We start from the raw sequence: 21988 nt of genomic DNA, 5'->3' as shown, positions 1-21988 counted from the left end.
GAAAATTCCCCATATAAAATCGTAGACTATTATGTTTAACATAAAAATGTTGACAGTGGTTATTCTTTTTCCGCGAGATAGGGATCAGTATAACCCATTTTTTTTAGGAGCTCTGTTTCCAGCGCTTCCATTTCTTCCGCTTCATCGTCTTCTATATGATCATATCCCAGAAGATGAAGGCTGCCGTGAACCACCATATGTGCCCAGTGTTCTTCGACCGTTTTTTGTTGCTCTTCTGCCTCTTGTTCAACAACTTGACGACAGATAATTAAATCACCGAGTAAAGGTAATTCAACTTCAGGTGGCGCTTCAAATGGGAAAGATAGCACATTAGTTGGTTTATCTTTCCCACGATAAGTGAGGTTTAAATCGTGGCTTTCTGCCTCATCGACCAGGCGAATAGTCACTTCACTTTCGGTCTGAAATTGTGGCAGAACACCTTCCAACCAGCGTTGGAAAAGGGCTTCCTCGGGTAGCCCTTCGGGATTTTCACATGCAATTTGTAAATCTAATATGACTGAACTCATTGTGCTTCCTGTCTGCGTTTCTCATTGAGCGCTTTTTTGCGTTCTTGTTCCGCTGCTTCCCATACTTCATAAGCGATAACCACTTTTGCCACCACGGGATGGCGAACAACATCTTCACTATGTAAGAAGTTAAAACTCAGGTCATCAACATCAGATAATACTTCTATTGCATGACTCAGGCCTGATTTTTGCCCTCTTGGCAAGTCAATCTGGGTTACGTCACCGGTAATGACGGCCTTGGAATTAAAACCAATGCGAGTCAGGAACATTTTCATCTGTTCAATGGTCGTATTTTGGCTTTCGTCGAGAATAATAAAGGCATCATTGAGGGTACGTCCACGCATATAAGCCAGTGGCGCCACTTCAATAACGTTTCTTTCGATAAGCTTCTCAACTTTTTCAAATCCCATCATTTCAAACAGGGCATCATAAAGCGGACGCAGATAAGGGTCGACTTTCTGGCTAAGATCACCAGGCAGAAAGCCCAGTTTTTCTCCGGCTTCAACCGCAGGACGGGTCAGCAGGATACGGCGGACTTCCTGGCGTTCCAGTGCATCAACCGCCGCAGCGACGGCCAAATACGTTTTCCCTGTACCTGCAGGCCCCACCCCGAACGTGATATCGTGATCAAGGATGTTAGCAATATATTGCGCCTGATTGGGAGTACGGGGTTTTACAACACCCCGTTTCGTTTTGATGTTGACAGCCTTACCATATTCAGGGACGTTTTCTGCTGCTTGTTCCAGTACCCGGCTCTCGGTAATAGCGAGATGCACCTGTTCAGGCTCAAGATCAGGTATGACGCCGCGTATAGGCGCGGTTTCGACATAAAGGTGGCGCAAGATCCCTGCGGCCGCATTAACACACAATGGCTTACCAGCCAGTTTGAAACGGTTATCACGGCGATTGATTTCAATACCCAAACGACGTTCAAGTTGTTTCAGATTATCATCAAGTGGTCCACACAGACTCATCAGACGTTGATTGTCAGCAGGCTCCAGAAAGATTTCTTGGGTTGCTACTTGTGGGTTTATTTGTGTCACTGATTATCTCTATGTTAGGGCCTGTTAAGGCTGATAAAAGCCAACGCCGAGCTCATCTTCCTTGCGAGTACGGGCAATGACTGATTCAGGTGACTCATGAATGCGCAGATCCATCTCATCTTCAGTACGAATGACTTTACCTCGCAGGGAGTTGGCGTATACGTCAACAATTTCGACATCAACAAATTTACCAATCATGTCAGGCGTTCCCTCGAAATTAACCACGCGGTTATTCTCGGTACGGCCAGAGAGTTCCATGATATTTTTGCGTGATGGGCCTTCAACCAGAATGCGCTGCGTACTGCCAAGCATTGCGCGGCTGTAGCTCATAGCCTGCTGGTTAATGCGCTGCTGGAGCAGGTACAAGCGCTGTTTCTTTTCTTCTTCGCTAACGTCATCTGGCAAATCGGCTGCGGGTGTACCTGGGCGCGCTGAATAGATAAAGCTAAAACTCATGTCGAAGTTAACATCGGCAATCAGTTTCATGGTTTTTTCAAAATCATCCTGTGTTTCACCTGGGAAACCGATGATGAAGTCAGAACTGATCAGAATGTCAGGGCGTGCTTTACGTAAACGGCGAATGATGCCTTTGTATTCTAGCGCAGTATGGGCGCGTTTCATCAGGGTAAGAATGCGATCAGAACCACTCTGGACTGGCAGGTGCAGGAAGCTCACTAATTCAGGGGTATCTTCGTAGACTGCAATAATATCGTCAGTAAACTCGATTGGATGGCTGGTTGTGAAGCGAATGCGGTCGATACCGTCAATAGCCGCAACCAGACGCAACAGCTCGGCAAATGTGCAGATACCGCCATCAAACGTTGCGCCGCGATAGGCATTAACGTTTTGACCAAGCAGATTAACTTCACGTACACCTTGCGCAGCAAGTTGGGCAATTTCGAATAAAATATCATCACAAGGACGGCTGACTTCTTCCCCACGGGTGTAAGGTACAACGCAGAATGTGCAGTACTTATTGCAGCCTTCCATGATGGAAACGAATGCCGTTGGGCCTTCGGCACGAGGCTCTGGCAGACGGTCAAATTTTTCAATTTCAGGGAAACTGATGTCAACAACCGGGCTGCGGGTGCCTTTGACATGATTAATCATTTCGGGCAGGCGGTGCAGGGTTTGTGGCCCAAAAATAATATCGACGCTGGGTGAACGTTGGCGAATGTAATCCCCTTCCTGGGAAGCGACACAACCCCCCACACCGATAATGATTTCAGGATTTTTATCTTTCAGGCCTTTCCAGCGGCCAAGTTGGTGAAAGACTTTTTCCTGAGCCTTTTCACGGATTGAACAAGTATTCAGGAGTAAGATATCTGCTTCTTCGGCGACATCGGTTAACTGATAACCGTGAGTGGTTTCCAGCAAGTCGGCCATCTTGGATGAATCGTATTCGTTCATCTGACAGCCCCAGGTTTTGATATACAGTTTTTTTATCGTCGACATTTTGTGTATCCGGTGTTTCCAGTGGAATGATGCTTCAACACTGAAAAGCGCAATATATTGCACGTAGTGTATTTAGCATAATATTGTTAGCTATTGTAGTCATTTGAGGCACCAGTGACCAGACTGTAATAGCGGATATTCTCAGCCGGAAAGGGAAAATTCCGGTAGACTGTTTTAATCAATAAGTTAATGACGTGATGAATATGAATAATCCACAACAAAAATTCGATATCGTTGTCGTTGGCGCAGGTATGATTGGTGCAGCGACAGCATTGGGATTGGCGCAGGAAGGTTGGCGTGTTGCATTATTGGAGCACCAGCCTCCTGCACTTTATGATGCAGAGTGTGAACCTGATGTTCGTATATCTGCGATCAGCTGTGCTTCGGTGGATTTATTGAAACAATTGGGAGCATGGGAAAACGTCTTGCAAATGCGCAGTGCTCCTTATCGAAAGCTGGAAACATGGGAGCAAAATGATTCGAATGTCATTTTCGATGCTGCAAGTTTGGGACTGCCAGAGTTAGGGCATATGGTTGAAAATCGAGTCTTGCAGCTGGCATTGTGGCAAGAATTTGCACGTTATCCAAACCTGACATTGATTTGTCCCACTGTTTTGCAATCTATGCAGCGTCAGCATGAGAATAAAACGTGGCGGGTGACGTTGGAAGATGGCACGGAAATTAACACACGACTGATTATTGGTGCAGACGGTGCCCGTTCTCAAGTCCGTCAATTGGCGGGTATTGGCAGTAACGGGTGGCAATATCGCCAGTCATGTATGCTGATAACGGTCAAGACTGACCAGCCTCAACAAGATATAACCTGGCAACAATTTTTTCCTTCTGGTCCCAGGGCCTTTCTGCCGTTGTTTGATCAATGGGCTTCGTTGGTTTGGTATGATTCTCCTGCCCGTATTCGCCAATTGCAGTCAATGACGATGGCACAACTTGAACGAGAAATTTTTCAGGCATTTCCTGCCCGCTTAGGTAAAGTTATCCCAATTGCTGCGGGTTCATTTCCACTGACTCGTCATCATGCCAGCCATTACGTACAAGAAGGGTTGGTTCTGCTGGGAGATGCGGCTCATACCATCAATCCGTTGGCAGGGCAGGGAGTGAATTTAGGTTATCGGGATGTTGATGTGTTACTCAAGGTACTAACCAATGCTAAGGAATTGTTGCAAGAGTGGGATTCTTTGCCAGTTTTGATGCGTTATCAACGTCGCAGGATGCCGGATAATTTGGTGATGCAGGCAGGAATGGATTTTTTCCATACTACATTCAGTAATGATTTGCCGGGGTTAAAAACGGTACGAAATCTGGCATTAATGGCTGCGCAACGTGCAGGAGGCATGAAAAATCTTGCTCTGAAATATGCATTGGGGTTGTGATGGATATTGTTGCCTATTAGCCCCTTATGGGGCTAATTTGGTTTTATTATGGCTTTAGCCAGTTTAAGTAGCATCAGCTGCTTAAACATAAAACCACCCGCTATGCGGGTGGAGTTCAAGGGTTATACCAAGAAAAACACCTTTCCGTTACGATATAGATGTTCAAGCTAATATCCGTAACTTAAATAAGGAAAGGTGTTTATGGGAATTAAAGCACAAAGCTCAGCGCATACAAAGTGGCTGTGTAAATACCATATCGTCTTTTCGCCGAAATATAGACGAAAAGTCATCTTCAATAGTATCCGTTCAAGTATAGGTGAGATTCTACGAAACCTTTGTAAGTACAAAGGAGTCGAAATAATCGAAGGGCATTTAATGCCAGATCATGTTCATATGCTGGTGAGTATCCCCCCGAAAATAAGTGTTTCCAGTTTTATGGGGTACTTAAAAGGTAAAAGCTCGTTGATGATATTTGATAAACATGCCAATTTAAAATACAAATTTGGCAACCGGAAGTTTTGGTCGGAAGGATACTACGTCAGCACAGTGGGGCTGAATGAAGCCACAATCCGTAACTATATCAGAGAGCAAGAAAAGTCAGATTTACTTCAAGATAAATTAAGTACACGAGAGTATAACGACCCCTTCAAGGGGTAAGCCAAAGAAGCAAAGACACTTAGCTTGAACGAAGAGAAAGCCGCGTCATTTAGGCGCAGTCGGTAACATGCCCTTATAGGGCTAGAGCAAACCACCCGCTATGCGGGTGGTTATGATTATTCACAGGCTATTTTGCCTAACCATCCTGGGTGTGTAGCTTCGCACTGCGCAATACATTTTTCACGTATTTGAGGGATTACCCAAATCGAGCAGACCACAGCATAAGTTTGCATTGAAGCTAAAAGTGTCGTGCCTGCTAGCAGGCAAAGAAGAATGAACTTTTTCATTTTACTCACCCCATTTCACTGACAACAACAAAAACTAATTTACCCTGTAAACCTATTTTCACCCAATAACAAGCGAATAATGTTTAACAATTAGTTACCCTCTGAAACTAAACCCAATATTTTTGTATCCATTCCCTGAGTGGCTACAGAAATAACCCATGCTGCCACCCGTTTCTATCGCGTACCTAACGCACACGGGTTGGTGGCATTTTTATTTTCACTGCGCATTCGCACGCGCAAATTTAATCCAAGATCGTATACCAAATAAGGTTCAGGGGCATCACGCCCCTTTCTGACATTGTAGATTAGACATCTGTGTTCAGATGCTGGAAGATTCGGTGTGGAATTTGAGGCAGGGGGAGGTAGATCTATAATTTCAATTGTATAAAATTACAAACCTAAATTTATTAGATTATCTAATTGGTGAGAGGGTGGGAAAGTTTATCTTTATGAGATAAATGCGAAAAAACCACCCTTAATGGCGGTTTCTATATCAAAGAATATTCTGTATATTCTTTCTCTGCTCTTTTTCAATTCGCTATATCATGTAACTCATTGAAAATATTGGCTGGGGTACCAGGATTCGAACCTGGGAATGCCGGAATCAGAATCCGGTGCCTTACCGCTTGGCGATACCCCAACTGAATTTTTAAATGGTGGCTACGACGGGAATCGAACCTGTGACCCCAGCATTATGAGTGCTGTGCTCTAACCAGCTGAGCTACGTAGCCATTTACGATAAACGTAAGAGTTGTGATAAACCTCAGTAATATGGCTGGGGTACCTGGATTCGAACCAGGGAATGCCAGGATCAAAACCTGGTGCCTTACCGCTTGGCGATACCCCACCTGAGTGTTATCAATGCAGCCTTTGTTATCCCCAGAATGTGCTGTTAACCTTATGCCGTTTTAACTCATTGTTCCAGTTAAATGGCTGGGGTACCTGGATTCGAACCAGGGTATGCCAGGATCAAAACCTGGTGCCTTACCGCTTGGCGATACCCCACCTGAAACAACACACTAAAACTTAAAATCGTTACTAAAACACATTCTAAGTACAACCCGATAAAGAAAATGGTGCGGGAGGCGAGACTTGAACTCGCACACCTTGCGGCGCCAGAACCTAAATCTGGTGCGTCTACCAATTTCGCCACTCCCGCAAAGATGGTGGCTACGACGGGAATCGAACCTGTGACCCCAGCATTATGAGTGCTGTGCTCTAACCAGCTGAGCTACGTAGCCATCTTTTTTCGCTTTGCCTTCATCGGCGGTGCGGGGCGCATTATGCGTATATCAGACAGATGCGTCAACTGCTTTTTTAAAGAAATATGCACAAAATCGTTTGTTTGTTTGTCTTATAAACGTTTTGTCGACAAAGTCGGCTAAAACGGTTGAAATTATCCGCCAAGAAGATGTTGCAACAGTACACCATTAAGCATTGCGCGTTTCGTTAGGGCGAATGCCCCAATTGCTGAACAGTGATTTAACTCAGAAATCACTATAGGGAGGTCTTCACGGAATGCTTTTAATACTTGGGTATTGATGCTGCTCTTGATGGTTGGCAACAATACCTGTTCTGCTTCAGTGATTTCTCCGGCAATCACCACCTTCTGAGGGTTAAACAGGTTAATCGCGATTGAGATAGCCTTGCCAAGGTAGAGCCCTACATGTCTGATGACTTCTGTGGCAAGGGGATCGCCCGCATTGGCTGCAAGGCAAATTGCATGGATATTGCAATTATTCAAGGCAAGCTGACTTGGGAACCCTTGGCGTAATTGTTGTTGCACTTTAGCTTCAATTGCTGAATTGGCAGCGATAGTTTCCAGACAACCAAAATTACCGCAATGGCAGCGTTCACCGAGAGGATCGATTTGAATATGGCCTATTTCACCCAGATTACCGCGTTTGTTGAGCAAAATGTTGTTGTTAACAATGACACCAGCCCCTGTACCACGATGGACACGCACCAGAATGGCATCTTCACAATCGCGTGTTGCCCCGAAATAATTTTCTGCCAATGCCAGGCTGCGAATATCATGACCAATAAAGCAGAAGGTGTTGAAATGTGTTTTGATATTCTTCACCAGAGGCCAGTTATCTACCTTAATGTGTGGCATATAGCGGATAATACCCAGCTCAGGATCAACCAGACCGGGAAGAATAATTGAAATTGCGATCAACTCACGGATCCGGCGCTGGTTTTTGTTGATGAAACTTTCAATGGCGTAAATAATTCGTTTCTCGACTTCCTGCTGAATATTTTCCCGTACAGGGTAATGTGCTTCCGCTAACGTCTTGCCACTCATATCGAACAGTGCCACAGTTGCATCATGGCGCCCAAGCCGGACTCCGATCGTATGGAAATGGCGTGTTTCGCTAATAATGGAGATTGCACGTCTTCCGCCAGTGGAAGCCTGATGTTCGACTTCTTTTATCAGGCCACGCTCCAATAACTGACGAGTAATTTTAGTTACACTAGCAGGAGCAAGTTGGCTCTCTTCTGCAATTTGGATGCGTGATATTGGCCCATGCTGATCAATCAGCCGGTAGACCACTGCGCTATTTAATTGTTTGACTAGATCAATATTGCCAATTTGCTTCTGTGCGTTTTCGTTACTCATCAGTCTTTATACTCACGGTAGTTTGATTTCGTTTCCGTTAACAATGGTTTTGCAGATTTTGAAATCGTGAGTAAATGCGGTCAGGTTCGCTACCTTGCCGGATTCAATCGTACCGAGGTGTTTATCAATACCGATTGCGCGGGCTGGGTAAAGCGTTACCATTCGCAACGTTTCATCCAAAGCAATACCAACATGCTCCACACTATTTTTGACACAATCAATCATTGTGATTGATGAGCCGCTCAGTGTTCCATTTTCATCAACACATAAACCATTTCGATAATATATTGTTTTATTAGCAAAGGTAAATTGATCCATGGCATCGGGAGCAAGCCCCGCAGGAACGATGGCATCCGTTACCAAGATAAGCTTTTCATTTTTTAATCTCTTGGAATTGCGGACATTTGGCCATGATACATGCATTCCATCACAGATTATGCCGGCATAGACATCTGGGGAATCATAAATGGCACTCACCAGCCCAGGCTGGCGGCCAGAAATTGCAGGCATGGCATTGTATAAATGGGTAGAAAAAGTAATACCCTGTTGGAAGCCATGACGAGCTTCTTCATAAGTCGCATTAGAATGGCCAGCAGAAACGATAATACCGGCTTCGGCGAATTGCTGAATATATTGGCTTTCTACCATTTCAGGAGCGAGAGTGATTTTGGTAATTACATCAGCATTCTGGCATAGGTAATTAACCATTTCAGGGGTGGGTTTGCGGATATAAGCTGTATTATGAGTTCCTTTTTTTATTGGATTAATATAAGGCCCTTCCAGATGCAGCCCTAGTGCCTGATGAGGATTTTTTTGTAGATAAGCGCGCATGACTTCAATGGCTTTTATCATTAATTCATCGGGGCTGGTGATGAGGGTAGGTAAAAAACTGGTACAACCGTAGAGCTGGTTGGTTTTCTGCATAGTATGCAGAGTTTCTTCTGAAAGATTTTCCAACCGCTCATTAAACTGGACTCCCCCACAACCATTCACTTGTAGGTCAATAAATCCTGGTGCGAGATTTGCGCCATGTAAATTGTGTTTTTCTATCTCTTCTGGCAGCTCGTTTACCGGACAGACTTGTTTAATTAAACCATCTGCAATGACAACTGCATGGTTATCGAGCCTGTCATATCCGGTATAAATAATGCCATTGGTTAACGCGTACATTGATATTTTGACTCCTAAATCAGTTTAGCTGGCAAATTCATTAACGATATCGGCCTCTAACTGGTGAAAATACTTCACTGTCTTTACCTTCAGTTCCATGGTGGCAGGTTCATCACAGACAATCAGTGATTTTGGATGCATCTGGAGGCAACTGATAGTCCACATATGGTTGATATTCCCTTCTACCGCGGCTTGTAAGGCTTGCGCTTTATTCATTCCAGTTGCCAAAATCATAATTTCTTCGGCATCCATTAAAGTTCCCACTCCAACAGTTAATGCATATTGGGGGACTTGTTTTATATCATGGTTGAAAAAACGGGAATTGGCAGTCCGCGTTTCAATGGTCAGTGTTTTAATTCGTGTGCGTGAAGAAAGAGAAGAGGCCGGTTCATTAAAGGCAATATGTCCATCATTACCAACACCTCCCATAAATAAATGTATTTTGCCATAGGATTTGATTTTATTTTCGTAACGTTGGCACTCAATATCAATATCTTTCGCATTTCCATTTAACAAATTGATGTTCTCTTTGGGGATATCAATGTGATTAAAGAAATTTTGATACATGAATGAGTGGTAGCTTTGAGGATGATCTTCTGGCAGGCCAACATATTCATCCATATTAAATGTCACAACATGCTTGAAGCTCACTTTTCCGGCTTGGTACAGGGAAATAAGTTCTTTGTAGGTTGCCAATGGGGTACTGCCTGTGGGAAGCCCGAGTACGAAAGGGCGCTCCGCAGTAGGATTGAACTCATTTATCCTACTTACAATATAGTGAGCAGACCATCGACCAACATCACTTGCCGTAGTTAGGGGGATAAGCCTCATGATTACCTCTTAAAAACATTCAATAAATTAATTATGAGAATTATGCACGATACACATGATTTTGAGATATCAAAGTGGTGCGTGATAGCAATGTGACAAGACGACACATAGCCCTTTCTCTAAGTAGGGTTTTGTCGCATCTAATGCAATATACATATTTTTAATAATAAAATAAGTTTTGCGTGATAGCTAGATTTTTGATTAAAAATTTATCAAATCAAGTGACTTTAATCACATATCAGACGGATTTAATTTGCGATGAAAAATATTTTTTTTAGACTAAAAACGTTTTAACAATAAATACATAAGTGATGGCACAACGTCATTAATTAACTAAAAGACTCCATCAACAGAGCTTTAAGGGGGCATAAGTGAATATTCTGAGCTACTTACAACGGATTGGCCGGGCATTAATGGTGCCGGTGGCAACATTGCCCGCAGCGGCAATATTGGTTGGTGTAGGTTATTGGATTGATCCAACGGGATGGGGGGCTGATAATGAGTTGGCGGCACTGTTTATCACGTCAGGTACTTCCATTCTCAACAATATGGGAATGTTGTTTGCGATTGGGATAGCCTATGGAATGTCGAAAGATAAAGATGGCGCTGCTGCACTGTCAGGTCTTATCGGATTTATTGTTGTCATGCAACTATGTTCTCCGGCCGCGGTGGCAATGATTAAGGGGATTCCGATTGAGGAAGTCCCAAAAGCATTTGGTAAGATTAATAACCAATTTGTTGGGATCTTGGTGGGTGTCTTCTCTGCTGAGTTGTATAATCGTTACAGTAATGTGGAGCTACCACAAGCACTGTCTTTCTTTAGTGGTCGTCGTTTAGTCCCTATCTTGAACTCCTTCCTGATGATTGTTGTGTCTTTCATCTTGATGTTTATTTGGCCAGTAGTTTATGGCTGGTTGGTAGCATTCGGTGAAAGCATCACCAATCTGGGGTCTGTTGGGGCAGGTTTGTATGCCTTCTTCAATCGTCTGTTGATACTGATTGGTTTGCACCATGCTCTGAACTCCGTATTTTGGTTTGATGTCGCTGGTATCAATGATATTCCTAACTTTCTTGGTGGACAGAAATCCATTGAAGCAGGCACTGCTGTCATGGGGATTACTGGTCGTTATCAGGCGGGTTTCTTCCCGATAATGATGTTCGGTTTGCCAGGGGCAGCATTAGCGATTTACCACTGTGCTCGTCCGGAGAATAGAGCCAAGGTTGCCGGTATTATGATGGCTGGGGCATTTGCGTCTTTCTTTGCAGGCGTAACTGAGCCACTTGAATTTTCGTTCATGTTTGTTGCACCAGTACTTTATGTGTTACATGCGGTCATGACTGGGATTTCGGTTTACATCGCGGCTACCATGCATTGGATTGCCGGTTTTGGCTTTAGTGCTGGGCTTGTCGATATGTTACTTTCCTCCCGTAACCCGTTGGCGGTTCATTGGTACATGTTGATCCCGCAGGGTTTGGTATTCTTCTGCCTTTATTATGTGGTTTTCCGTTTCACCATCAAAAAGTTTAATTTGATGACGCCGGGACGTGAATTATCGGCCACGGATGAAACTGATGGTTATGATACCGATATGGCGAAAAAAGAGAGCCATTCAGCGGGGAGTATTCATGAAATGGCTCATCAATACATTGCTGCTGTTGGTGGTTCAGACAACTTGACGAGTGTTGACTCTTGTATTACTCGCTTACGTTTATCAGTGAACGATTCTAGCCTGGTCAATGAACAATGGGTAAAACATCTTGGTGCCACAGGTGTTATCCGCCTGAATAAGCAGAGTGTCCAGATTATTATTGGTACACGTGCAGAATTGATATCCAGTATGATGAAAGAAATTCTGGAAAAAGGTTATGTTGCAGCGGCAGAAGTCACTCTCAAGTCTGAGACCGATGTTTTGGTGGAAAAAGAGGACAAACAAGCAGGTAAACCTATTTTGACTTTAGTTGCTCCTGTCACAGGTGAATTGGTCAAATTGGAAGATGTTCCTGATGAAGCCTTTTCCAGCAAATTAGTCGGTGATGGGATTGCCATAAAACCCACATCGGATACGGTTTTTGCTCCTGTTGCGGGTAAGGTTGTGAAGATATTTGATACCAACCATGCGGTATGTATTGAAACGGATAGCGGTATTGAGATCATTATTCATATCGGCATAGATACAGTCTCACTGAATGGCACAGGATTTGAGCGTTTGGTGGAAGAAGGGGAACAAGTGAAAATAGGGCATCCTCTATTGAAGTTAGATCTTGATTACTTAAATGCACATGCCAAATCGATGGTCAGTCCTGTGATTATCAGCAATATTGATGATTATGCTGGTGTGAAAATTCTGGCTAAAGGAAATGTAATCGCTAATAAGTCAGACTTATTTCAAGTAATGCAATAAGTGAATGCACATAATATTTTATGTCATAAAGAGTTAACAAACTGAGTTGAGACATAAATAAACAATTTCCCGGGAACATAGCTAAATATGTTTCTGGGAGTCGTCATCTGGGGTTATTCTCGCTTTTCCGTACTAACTTTACCCATTCCGCCATTTCCCACGAACAAAGTATTGTTTCTCGGTTCAGCTTATTAGATTATAGAGGGTTATGTTAAAGCGCTTTTTGCATTGAGGAAAAAAACGATGAGTGAGGCAGATGCCCGCCCGACAAACTTTATTCGTCAGATTATTGACGAAGATCTGGCAACTGGTAAACATACATCCGTACATACCCGTTTCCCACCTGAACCTAACGGTTATCTGCATATCGGCCATGCCAAGTCGATCTGCCTGAATTTCGGCATCGCTCAAGACTATCAGGGACAATGCAACCTACGTTTTGACGACACAAACCCCGTCAAGGAAGATATCGAGTACGTTGAGTCGATTAAAACTGACGTTCAGTGGCTGGGATTCCAGTGGAGTGGAGATATTCGCTACTCTTCTGACTATTTTGATACCCTGTATCAATATGCCATTGAATTAATCAATAAAGGCCTGGCGTATGTCGATGAACTGAGTCCTGAAGAGATCCGTGAATATCGCGGTACTTTAAAAGAGCCAGGTAAAAACAGCCCGTATCGTGATCGCAGCGTAGAAGAAAACCTGGCCCTGTTTGAAAAAATGCGTGCCGGTGAATTTGCTGAAGGTAAGGCATGTTTGCGTGCCAAAATTGATATGGCATCCCCGTTTATTGTTATGCGTGATCCGGTCATCTACCGTATCAAATTCGCAGAGCATCATCAGTCAGGTAATAAATGGTGCATCTATCCGATGTATGATTTCACGCACTGCATTTCCGATGCGCTGGAAGGGATCACACATTCCATCTGTACGCTGGAATTCCAGGATAACCGCCGTTTGTACGATTGGGTATTGGATAACATTACGATTGATTGCCATCCACGTCAGTACGAGTTTTCTCGCCTGAACCTGGAATATACGGTGATGTCCAAGCGTAAGCTTAACCAGCTGGTGACAGAAAAGATTGTTGATGGTTGGGATGATCCACGTATGCCAACGATCTCTGGGTTGCGTCGTCGTGGTTATACTGCGGCTGCTATTCGTGAATTCTGCCGCCGCATTGGTGTGACTAAACAGGATAACAATGTTGAAATGGCGGCACTGGAATCCTGCATTCGTGATGATTTGAACGAAAATGCCCCACGCGCGATGGCGGTGCTTGATCCGGTGAAACTGGTGATTGAGAACATGCCAGAAGGTGAAGTCATTCTGACAATGCCTAACCATCCGAATAAGCCAGAAATGGGCAGCCGTGAAGTGCCGTTCAGCCGCGAACTGTATATTGACCGTGCGGATTTCCGCGAAGAAGCAAACCGCCAATATAAGCGTCTGGTTCTGGGCAAAGAAGTTCGTCTGCGCAATGCTTATGTGATTAAAGCAGAGCGGGTTGAGAAAGATGCAGAAGGTAATATCACTACGATTTATTGCCAGTATGACGAGCAAACCCTGAACAAAGATCCTGCTGATGGTCGCAAGGTTAAGGGCGTCATTCATTGGGTCAGTGCTGCACACGGTGTAGCAGCGGACTTCTATCAGTATGACCGTCTGTTCAGCGTGGCAAATCCAGGGGCAGAAGATGACTTCTTGTCTACTATCAATCCAGGATCGCTGGTGATCCGTAAAGGATTTGTCGAACCAGGGTTGGCAAATGCATTGCCAGAAACAACCTATCAGTTTGAGCGTGAAGGTTATTTTTGTGCTGACAGCCGCTTGTCAAGTGCGGAACATCTGGTCTTTAACCGTACAGTTGGCCTGCGTGATACTTGGGCAAAAATCTCACAAGAGTAATCATCTCACCAAGATAATGTGACCTCGTACACAAAAAAGCGTGATTATTTTCACGCTTTTTTGTGCCTGATAGCCTCGTAATGAAAATTAACTCCTTCAGCTAAGATTAGAAATTGCCTTATAGTCCCATATTATATAGGGTTATTGCCTGACCAAATTTGTACGCTATTTACCCAAAAATTTTGCCCCAAAATTTACCCATCGAAAAATAATAAGTTCGGACGAGGTAATTTATGAAACCTATTAAATTACGTACTTTGGCAGTATTCATCACGGTAGTTGGATTTATAGGTAACGCTCATACAGAAATGATATCACCAATGTCACCGTCGCAATCAATGTCATCACAGCAGATCGTGGATTTGCTGAGCCAGTTAAAAGTCAATTTCAACGTCATTGATAATCAGGCGGGTTCACATGGTACAGATTGTGCCATTCTTGGCGCTGATTCGGCGGCCTGTAATCGAGTCAATATCATCTTGAGCAATGGTGAGCAGGCAATCAACTCTTCTGATTGGGCGCCCTATTTTCACAGTATTCGCCAAATACTGAAACTGGATAATGATCAATATAAAATCACTCATGTTACGGGTGACTTACATAAACTGGAACCGACGAAAAAATTTACGGGCATCAAAGCCAATGAAAAGGTCGTGTTACCGATTATTGGTGAATATTGGCAAATTTACAGTACGGATTTTATGCCGCGTTGGTATGCGACTTCCGGTGATGCAAGGCTCAAGGTCTTGGTAAATACTGATACGGAGAACATCAGCCAATTTTTATCCGATCTGGAAGGTGAACAGTGGAAACGAACCACCGCGGATAACAATATCCTGATGACACCTGAAAACCGCTTTGCAAAAAACCAACAGGTGGCAATAATCAGTGAAGATAAGCTGCGAGGACAGATTATTCCGACACCGAAAGTCCTTTCCGTTCATTCCCAGGACGTGGATTTATCTCGTGGCGTGAAATTAGAGTTGGGTGGGTTGAGTGGCGAATCTATTAACGTGATCAAGGAGTATTTCAAAGCCCGTGATATTCCTTTAACAGATAACGGTTATCGAATAGCGACCCAGATCAACGCAAACCAATTTACCAAGTCCTGGAGAGTAAACGGTGCGTATTCATTGGAGATTACTACCAAAGGAACACAAATCGTCGCGTTTGATCAATCTGGCGTATTCTATGGCTTGCAGTCACTGTTTTTCTTACTTCCTGCCAATGGTATGCCAAAGATTGCGACACTGACGGCAAAAGATGCACCACGGTTTGAATATCGTGGAGTGTTCCTTGATGTTGGACGAAATTTTCATAGTAAAGAAGCTGTCCTGCGTCTGCTTGATCAAATGTCCCGCTATAAACTGAATAAATTCCATTTCCATTTAAGTGACGATGAAGGCTGGCGTTTGGAGATCCCTGGTTTACCGGAATTGACAGAAATCGGTAGTCAACGCTGTCATGATCTAAGTGAGACTCAATGCTTATTGCCGCAGTTGGGATCAGGGCCAGATAGCAACAACATGGGAAGTGGTTATTTTAGCCGCCAGGATTACATTGATATTTTGCATTATGCCAAAGCCCACCAGATAGAAGTGATCCCAGAAATTGATATCCCCGCCCATGCTCGTGCCGCAGTGATGTCGATGGAAGCACGCTATAAGCGGCTTATGGCACAGGGCAAAGAGCAGGAAGCTAATGAGTATCGTCTGCTTGATCCGACAGATACCTCGAATACAACCTCAGTGCAGTTCTATGATCGTCACAGTTATCTTAACCCGTGTATGGACTCTTCAAAACGGTTTGTCGATAAAGTAATTAGCGAAGTTGTTGCCATGCATAAAGCGGCCGGCCTGCCGTTGAATACATGGCATTTTGGTGGGGATGAGGCAAAAAATATTCGTTTGGGTGCTGGATATCAGGATAAAGATGAACCGATTGTGCCAGGTAAGGGGATTATCAACCAGAAAATTGAAGACAAGCCGTGGGCAAAATCTCAGGCTTGTCAGAAGATGATAGCGCAAGGCGTCATTAAAGATGTTGATGAACTTGCCAGTTATTTTGCCATTGAAGTCAGCAAAATCGTCAATGCCCACGGTATCAGCACCATGCAGGCATGGCAGGATGGCCTAAAATATGCCAAATCGGCAAAAGATTTCGCGACTAAACATGTAGCAGTGAACTTCTGGGATACCCTGTATTGGGGAGGCTACGATTCTGCCAATGACTGGGCGAATAAGGGTTATCGGGTTGTTGTTTCCAGTCCTGATTATGTTTATCTGGATATGCCATATGAAGTTCATCCGAAAGAGCGGGGCTACTATTGGGCAACGCGCTTTAATGATGAGGCGAAAATTTTCAGCTTTGCCCCGAACAATATGCCACAAAATGCTGAGACTTCGGTGGATCGTGATGGCTATCACTTTAATACCCATAGTAATAAACGCTGGCCGGGAGCTTATGGCATATCGGGACAATCATGGAGTGAAACCGTGCGTACCGATGAACAAATGGAATATATGATCTATCCACGCTTATTGCCGCTGGCGGAACGGGCATGGCACCAAGCTGAATGGGAGCAGAATTATCAACAGGGCAGGGAATATAAAGGTGGAATAACGCATTATGTTGATATTGCTCTCTTGCAACAAGATTGGGAACGCTTTGCCAATCTGATAGGACAGCGTGAGCTGGCTAGGCTGGACAGGGCTAAAATCACATATCGTTTGCCTGTGCCGGGCGGCAGAATTGTTTCTGGAATACTAGAAGCGAATATCGCATTACCAGGGGTGGTTATCCAATACTCATTGGATAATGGAAGAACATGGCAGGATTATAATGACAGACAACGGCCTCATGTCAGCGGCAATGTGAAAATTCGCTCTGTCAATACTGATAGAAGCCGTTTTAGCCGTATAGATGAAGTTAAGCTCTAACGGTTGTCTGGAGATGTGAGGGCAATAAATTGAATAAGCAACCTGCCGATTAACTTGATAATTAATCGGCAGGTTGCTTATTTAGGTGAATAAATTGCAGAAGCAAATGGTTGCAATTATTTCATTGTCAGCGCTTGTTTATCATGCTTTTTCATCATGAAGCGCGCTATCTTTGCGGCAATCACCATCAGCACAGTGGCCGTATAAATAAAGACTGTGGTTTGAGAGCTTGATTCCATAACGTTCAGCAATGTTTTTCTGACGCTCTTCAATGAACTCATCATTAAATTCAATGACTTTACCGCAGTCGAGACAAATCAGATGGTCATGGTGATGTTGCTGAGTGAGTTCAAAAACCGATTTACCGCCTTCAAAATTGTGGCGTGTGACAATGCCAGCATCATCGAACTGGTTCAACACGCGATAGACAGTGGCGAGGCCAATCTCTTCACCGATATCAATCAGTTTTTTGTAGAGATCCTCCGCACTGACATGATGGCATTCTGGGTCCTGTAGCACTTCCAGAATTTTCAGTCGCGGAAGTGTTACTTTAAGTCCAGCATTTTTCAATGCTTTATTGTTGTCGGTCATGCGGATTCAGTCCTGTAACTTGAGTTAAGTGCACTTATGATACTTGGGGGTATCGTGAGGGAGTTTCATGTTGCTGATTATAGGCATGGATATTAAAAATGAAAACCATGCCTATTCATATATCATGACACATTATGCAAGAATAATCCTGCCTGAAAGGGCTTTTCTCTTCTTATTAAGCTTAAGCGCCTAGGATCTCTGACAGGCTCATTTCAGCCTTGATCTGCTGCACCCAGTTTTCAACGCGCTCATCTGTCAATTCAGGTTGACGATCTTCATCAATGGCCAGGCCAATAAAATGGTTATCGTCTGCCATACCTTTAGACGCTTCAAAATGATATCCTTCGGTTGGCCAGTGACCTACAATAATGGCACCACGAGGTTCAATAATATCGCGAATGGTGCCCATAGCGTCACAGAAGTATTCTGCATAATCTTCCTGATCACCACAGCCGAACAAAGCAACCAGTTTTCCGTCGAAGTTGATCTCTTCCAGTGTTGGGAAGAAATCATCCCAGTCACATTGAGCTTCACCGTAATACCAGGTTGGGATGCCAAGCAGCAGAATATCGAAGGCTTCAATGTCTTCTTTGCTGCTTTTGGCAATATCGTGGACTTCAGCAACATCAGCACCGCCCAATTTTTCTTGGATCATTTTGGCGATGTTCTCTGTGTTGCCTGTATCACTGCCGAAGAATATACCTATTATTGCCATAAAATGGGTTAACCTCTTGTTTTATTTGTGTATTAAATCTATACACATCACGCTGAAATCAGCTAGAAAAATGTCAGTTTCAGTAACATGAAAAGCGTTATTTTGACCAAACATCCATGACAAATCTGTCAGATTTGTGTGGTGACACCGCTTCGTTGTGTTTAATAAAAGCCGTTAATCGGCAAGGTGATTTTTTTCTGTCAGTTGGGCTAATAGCATTTGTTCAATCAATTCACTGCGGCTAATGTTGCGCTGTTTTGCCAGATGATTTAGTGCTGCGACGGCATCTTCATTAAGTTTGAGTTCCACTCGACGCAATCCTCTGACTTTATCTCGTCGCAACTGGTTGCGTTTATTGATCCTAAGCTGTTCATCCCTGGACAGTGGATTTGTTTTAGGTCGCCCAGGCCTGCGTTCATCTGCGAACAAATCCAGTGTGGTGCGATCAGTTTGTTCTTTTGCCATAAATTCAATTGATAATGGGCGTGTACCAATAATATAGCGGGCAATAATACCTTAGCTGGACGCGTGTCGCTACTAGTTGATAGGAGAGATTGTTGGGATGGCTCAAATGACATTTACATTTAGAATCGATATTTTAAATGTAGACGGCCACGGAATATCCTTTTCAGAGAAAGAGATCAGACTTTATTGTTAAATTCGGCAAAGCGTTCGTTATTGTCTTCATACCCAGCAATTTTGGCAGTTAGACCAGAGTGTGTGCCTACAAGCTGAGTTAATGGATTTAACATGGTTTTTCTGAGGGAGACAAAGGTATACTCGCATTTCTTCTTACACAGCACACAAATAATTATGAAAAAAATATTACTATTATCTGCAGCCATTCTTTCTGGTTGTTCAACATATGGTATTCCGACTGATAACTTAAAATCATTAAATAATAATGAGTTATGTAAGGCCTTGGGGCAGCAAGAATTTAGTATTGATACCATACATAGAATCTATGAAGAAATCTTTTCCAGGGCAGGCCAGATTGATACAGATAAATGTATGCAAATGGTCAAGGAAACCAGAAGCTATGAATTATCTAGAAAACGTTTTAGTGAGTTTCAGTTTATGTCACAGCAGAGAATGATTACTGACAGTATTAAAAATATGTTACAGAAATAGTGGCCTATTAGCCACGATGATATAAATTTATTAGATAATTTTCATGTTACTTTTCTGAGTTGAAAGAAGGAAAGAGACTTGTTTCATAATGAAATGAACGCAGAGGTGAAACAAGTCTCATATTTTCAATCATCACTGAGTTTGTTGATACCAAAGCTGTGCATATAAGCCATCTTGCTGCACTAAGGCATCATGTGAACCTGATTCAGCGATTTTTCCCAAATCCAAAACGAAAATCTTATCGGCATGACGGAGAGTATTTAGCCGGTGAGCAATACTGATTACTGTTCTGTTTCGGCATATTTCAGCCATGTTGCTCATGATGGCCGCTTCAGATTCATAATCCAGAGCAGACGTGGCTTCATCCAGGATCAAGATCTTGGGATCACTCAGTAGCGCCCTTGCCAATGCGATGCGCTGCCGTTGTCCGCCAGAAAGATTTCCCCCTTTTTCGCCAACCGGATGCGCAAATTTATGGGGGAACGCGTTAATGAAATCGACCGCGCCTGCTAAGGTTGCCGCCCGATAGACCTCTTCATCACTGGCATTGGGTTTGCACAGGCGGATATTGTCCGCAATGCTGCCGGAAAACAGAATGCTTTCCTGCAAAACCACACTCATATTACGGCGCAATGATACTGGGTCGGCAATCGCTAAATCCATTCCATCCACCAAAACCTGACCGTGTTGTGGCACATATAGGCGCTGTAACAAGCGGGTTAATGTACTTTTGCCGGAACCCGATGGCCCTGTAATACCAATAAATTCTCCGGCCTTAATTTCCAGTGACAGATTTGCCAGCACTTCTGGCGTATCTGCATGATAGCGGAAGCGTATATTGCGGAATTCAATCTGGCCTGCCAGTTCGGGGGCTGATGCCAGCCCTTGTTTACTGTTTTCCATTGGCTCATCAAGAATATCCCCCACCCGCCGCAGGGCGATCAGGGTGTGCTGGAAGTCTTGCCAGACTTGCGCCAGTCTTAGGATGGGCTGAGTAACGTGCCCTGCCAGCATATTAAAAGCAATTAACTCACCTGGGGACAAATCTCCATCAAGTACGCTTCGGACTCCCCACCACAACAGCAAGGCAGCAACCACTTTTTGGATCAGCTCAATCCCTTGCCCCGCTGCAAGCCCACTTTTTTGGGCGGTAAAGCGTTGGATTAACTGCTGGCTCAACACCTTTTGCCATTGGGACAAAAAACGTTTTTCTGTCGCTGTGGTTTTGATGGTTTCAATACCCGTGACCGCTTCTGTCAGGAAGCTGGTGGCATTGGCATCGGCTTCATACTCTTTTTCTACCTTGCGCCGAATAATGGGGCCGACGGAGATCCAGAGCAAGAAATAGAGCACCAACGAACTGATGACGAGCCATGTCAACAGGGAAGAGTAGTGGAACATCACGCCCAGAAACAGAATGATGAAAATCAGGTCAAGCAACAGCATAAGGGTAGAGCCGGTCAAAAACTGGCGGATCTGCGCCATTTCCCGAACTCTGGCGATAATTTGCCCTGTTTGCCGTTGTTTGAAATAGGGTAAGGGCAATCCTACGAGATGACGATACAGCTTGCCGGAGAGTTCAGCATTGATTTGGCTGGCCGTATGGCCAAACACGGTATTGCGCAAAAACCCATACAGGGGTTCTGCCAATGCCAGTGCCAGCATCGCCATCCCTAATACATGCAGGCTGGAAATGCTCCGTCCAACCAATACCTTGTCGATGACATTTTCAAATAGCAAGGGGGCAGCCAGGGCAAAAAGTTGTAACACGATGGCAAACAGGAAAATATCCCGTAACTGGTTTTTCTGCCTGAAAATAGAGGGATAAAACCAGCTTAGTCCAAATTTAACCTGCTGCCTGGTCAGGGACTTATCTGCTACCAATAGCACCTTGTATTGGTTAGATTGGCTGCCACTTGTTTTTTCATCGTGCAATAATGCACGCACTTCATATTTTTCGGTGGCAGGATCGAACAACGTAAATGTGTCAGGACGGATTTCTGACAATACCCACCAGCGCTGATCCAATTCAACCAATGCTGGTAAAGGTAATGTGGCGGCGGTATCCGGTGTCAGGCGTTCAAATTTGCTGCGTAACCCAATGGCATCCGCCGCTTCACGTAGCTGTGGATCTGTCAGTGTTAGGGAGTCCACACCCAGAATATGGTGTAATTGTTCGACAGAAGCCACCTTGTGGAACTGTTTCCCTAAATGGGCGATACAATCCAGCGCATAATTGTTTGTATTTTCACCGATTGTATTGTCGTCTGTTTGGTCTGTATCTGTATTACAGGTGAAGGTAAAAGTATCAGCCATGA

16 protein-coding genes and 6 tRNA genes are annotated in these 21988 nt (G+C 44.0%); 6 read left to right on the top strand and 16 right to left on the bottom strand.

Features of this window, described 5'->3' with window-relative positions:
* Positions 1-59 precede the first annotated feature (59 nt).
* Genes ybeY through miaB form a run of 3 tightly spaced genes read right to left on the bottom strand, consistent with a single transcriptional unit; the run spans position 60 to position 3025 of the window.
* A complete protein-coding gene (gene ybeY / locus WDV74_RS11490) occupies positions 60-527 on the bottom strand; it encodes an rRNA maturation RNase YbeY (RefSeq protein WP_338882934.1) in 468 nt (155 codons plus the stop codon).
* Positions 524-1570, bottom strand: a complete 1047-nt coding sequence (locus WDV74_RS11485) for a PhoH family protein (protein WP_338882932.1) — start codon at positions 1568-1570, stop codon at positions 524-526. The genes ybeY and WDV74_RS11485 overlap by 4 nt, the downstream gene beginning before the upstream one ends.
* Before the next feature lie 24 nt (positions 1571-1594).
* Entirely contained in the window at positions 1595-3025 is a 1431-nt protein-coding gene (gene miaB, locus WDV74_RS11480) for a tRNA (N6-isopentenyl adenosine(37)-C2)-methylthiotransferase MiaB (protein WP_338882931.1), read from the bottom strand.
* A 203-nt stretch (positions 3026-3228) separates the two neighbouring features.
* Here miaB and ubiF point away from each other — a divergent pair, with 203 nt between their 5' ends.
* Together ubiF and tnpA are read left to right on the top strand one after the other, a co-directional pair.
* Positions 3229-4416, top strand: a complete 1188-nt coding sequence (gene ubiF, locus WDV74_RS11475; RefSeq protein ID WP_338882929.1) for a 3-demethoxyubiquinol 3-hydroxylase — start codon at positions 3229-3231, stop codon at positions 4414-4416.
* Positions 4417-4617: 201 nt separating this feature from the next.
* Entirely contained in the window at positions 4618-5073 is a 456-nt protein-coding gene (tnpA, locus tag WDV74_RS11470) for an IS200/IS605 family transposase (protein ID WP_338882928.1), read from the top strand.
* Between the two features lie 852 nt (positions 5074-5925).
* Here the strand turns inward: tnpA and WDV74_RS11465 are convergent.
* From WDV74_RS11465 to nagB, 9 genes are all read right to left on the bottom strand, one after another.
* Positions 5926-6000, bottom strand: a tRNA-Gln gene (locus WDV74_RS11465).
* A 14-nt stretch (positions 6001-6014) separates the two neighbouring features.
* Positions 6015-6091 (bottom strand) — tRNA-Met (locus WDV74_RS11460).
* 41 nt (positions 6092-6132) lie between these two features.
* Positions 6133-6207 (bottom strand) — tRNA-Gln (locus tag WDV74_RS11455).
* Between the two features lie 83 nt (positions 6208-6290).
* A tRNA-Gln gene (locus tag WDV74_RS11450) sits at positions 6291-6365 on the bottom strand.
* Between the two features lie 69 nt (positions 6366-6434).
* Positions 6435-6519, bottom strand: a tRNA-Leu gene (locus WDV74_RS11445).
* A 5-nt stretch (positions 6520-6524) separates the two neighbouring features.
* Positions 6525-6601, bottom strand: a tRNA-Met gene (locus tag WDV74_RS11440).
* Positions 6602-6756: 155 nt separating this feature from the next.
* The gene (locus tag WDV74_RS11435) at positions 6757-7980 is read right to left on the bottom strand and encodes an ROK family protein (RefSeq protein WP_338882927.1); all 1224 of its coding nucleotides are present in this window, start codon (positions 7978-7980) and stop codon (positions 6757-6759) included.
* A 12-nt stretch (positions 7981-7992) separates the two neighbouring features.
* Positions 7993-9150 carry an N-acetylglucosamine-6-phosphate deacetylase gene (gene nagA / locus WDV74_RS11430; RefSeq protein WP_338882926.1) on the bottom strand — a complete coding sequence of 386 codons (1158 nt, stop codon included), beginning with the start codon at positions 9148-9150 and terminating at the stop codon, positions 7993-7995.
* Positions 9151-9174: 24 nt separating this feature from the next.
* Complete coding sequence (gene nagB, locus WDV74_RS11425) at positions 9175-9981, bottom strand: glucosamine-6-phosphate deaminase (protein ID WP_338882925.1); 807 nt, start codon at positions 9979-9981, stop codon at positions 9175-9177.
* A 371-nt stretch (positions 9982-10352) separates the two neighbouring features.
* Between nagB and nagE the strand changes: the two genes are divergently transcribed.
* The 3 genes from nagE to WDV74_RS11410 all read left to right on the top strand — a co-directional run bounded on the left by nagE (position 10353) and on the right by WDV74_RS11410 (position 17233).
* Positions 10353-12383, top strand: a complete 2031-nt coding sequence (nagE, locus tag WDV74_RS11420) for an N-acetylglucosamine-specific PTS transporter subunit IIBC (RefSeq protein WP_338882923.1) — start codon at positions 10353-10355, stop codon at positions 12381-12383.
* Between the two features lie 243 nt (positions 12384-12626).
* Entirely contained in the window at positions 12627-14294 is a 1668-nt protein-coding gene (gene glnS, locus WDV74_RS11415) for a glutamine--tRNA ligase (RefSeq protein ID WP_338882921.1), read from the top strand.
* A 308-nt stretch (positions 14295-14602) separates the two neighbouring features.
* Entirely contained in the window at positions 14603-17233 is a 2631-nt protein-coding gene (locus WDV74_RS11410; protein ID WP_338885594.1) for a beta-N-acetylhexosaminidase, read from the top strand.
* A gap of 141 nt (positions 17234-17374) precedes the next feature.
* Here the strand turns inward: WDV74_RS11410 and fur are convergent, their stop codons facing one another.
* The 3 genes from fur to ybfE all read right to left on the bottom strand — a co-directional run bounded on the left by fur (position 17375) and on the right by ybfE (position 19004).
* The gene (fur, locus tag WDV74_RS11405) at positions 17375-17824 is read right to left on the bottom strand and encodes a ferric iron uptake transcriptional regulator (RefSeq protein WP_193848931.1); all 450 of its coding nucleotides are present in this window, start codon (positions 17822-17824) and stop codon (positions 17375-17377) included.
* 181 nt (positions 17825-18005) lie between these two features.
* Positions 18006-18539, bottom strand: a complete 534-nt coding sequence (gene fldA / locus WDV74_RS11400) for a flavodoxin FldA (RefSeq protein ID WP_273558227.1) — start codon at positions 18537-18539, stop codon at positions 18006-18008.
* Positions 18540-18713: 174 nt separating this feature from the next.
* On the bottom strand, positions 18714-19004 hold the full coding sequence (gene ybfE, locus WDV74_RS11395) for a LexA regulated protein (RefSeq protein WP_189758086.1): 291 nt from the start codon (positions 19002-19004) through the stop codon (positions 18714-18716).
* Between the two features lie 348 nt (positions 19005-19352).
* Here ybfE and WDV74_RS11390 point away from each other — a divergent pair, with 348 nt between their 5' ends.
* Positions 19353-19670, top strand: a complete 318-nt coding sequence (locus WDV74_RS11390; protein WP_338882918.1) for a hypothetical protein — start codon at positions 19353-19355, stop codon at positions 19668-19670.
* Positions 19671-19802: 132 nt separating this feature from the next.
* Here the strand turns inward: WDV74_RS11390 and WDV74_RS11385 are convergent, their stop codons facing one another.
* Entirely contained in the window at positions 19803-21986 is a 2184-nt protein-coding gene (locus WDV74_RS11385) for a type I secretion system permease/ATPase (protein ID WP_338882916.1), read from the bottom strand.
* Positions 21987-21988 lie beyond the last annotated feature (2 nt).

It is taken from the genome of Xenorhabdus sp. TH1, assembly GCF_037260955.1.
GTDB lineage: Bacteria > Pseudomonadota > Gammaproteobacteria > Enterobacterales > Enterobacteriaceae > Xenorhabdus > Xenorhabdus griffiniae.
Note: the sequence above shows the minus strand (reverse complement) of the source record. Positions and strands in the feature narration are given on the sequence as shown.

What these genes read in the sequence shown, in the direction of transcription:
- fur (WP_193848931.1), bottom strand. Translation starts at nt 17,824, where the DNA reads ATGACCGACAACAATAAAGCATTGAAAAATGCTGGACTTAAAGTAACA.
- ybeY (WP_338882934.1), bottom strand. Translation starts at nt 527, where the DNA reads ATGAGTTCAGTCATATTAGATTTACAAATTGCATGTGAAAATCCCGAA.
- glnS (WP_338882921.1), top strand. Translation starts at nt 12,627, where the DNA reads ATGAGTGAGGCAGATGCCCGCCCGACAAACTTTATTCGTCAGATTATT.
- miaB (WP_338882931.1), bottom strand. Translation starts at nt 3,025, where the DNA reads ATGTCGACGATAAAAAAACTGTATATCAAAACCTGGGGCTGTCAGATG.
- WDV74_RS11410 (WP_338885594.1), top strand. Translation starts at nt 14,603, where the DNA reads ATGATATCACCAATGTCACCGTCGCAATCAATGTCATCACAGCAGATC.
- WDV74_RS11385 (WP_338882916.1), bottom strand. Translation starts at nt 21,986, where the DNA reads ATGGCTGATACTTTTACCTTCACCTGTAATACAGATACAGACCAAACA.
- WDV74_RS11390 (WP_338882918.1), top strand. Translation starts at nt 19,353, where the DNA reads ATGAAAAAAATATTACTATTATCTGCAGCCATTCTTTCTGGTTGTTCA.
- tnpA (WP_338882928.1), top strand. Translation starts at nt 4,618, where the DNA reads ATGGGAATTAAAGCACAAAGCTCAGCGCATACAAAGTGGCTGTGTAAA.
- nagA (WP_338882926.1), bottom strand. Translation starts at nt 9,150, where the DNA reads ATGTACGCGTTAACCAATGGCATTATTTATACCGGATATGACAGGCTC.
- ybfE (WP_189758086.1), bottom strand. Translation starts at nt 19,004, where the DNA reads ATGGCAAAAGAACAAACTGATCGCACCACACTGGATTTGTTCGCAGAT.
- nagB (WP_338882925.1), bottom strand. Translation starts at nt 9,981, where the DNA reads ATGAGGCTTATCCCCCTAACTACGGCAAGTGATGTTGGTCGATGGTCT.
- ubiF (WP_338882929.1), top strand. Translation starts at nt 3,229, where the DNA reads ATGAATAATCCACAACAAAAATTCGATATCGTTGTCGTTGGCGCAGGT.
- WDV74_RS11435 (WP_338882927.1), bottom strand. Translation starts at nt 7,980, where the DNA reads ATGAGTAACGAAAACGCACAGAAGCAAATTGGCAATATTGATCTAGTC.
- fldA (WP_273558227.1), bottom strand. Translation starts at nt 18,539, where the DNA reads ATGGCAATAATAGGTATATTCTTCGGCAGTGATACAGGCAACACAGAG.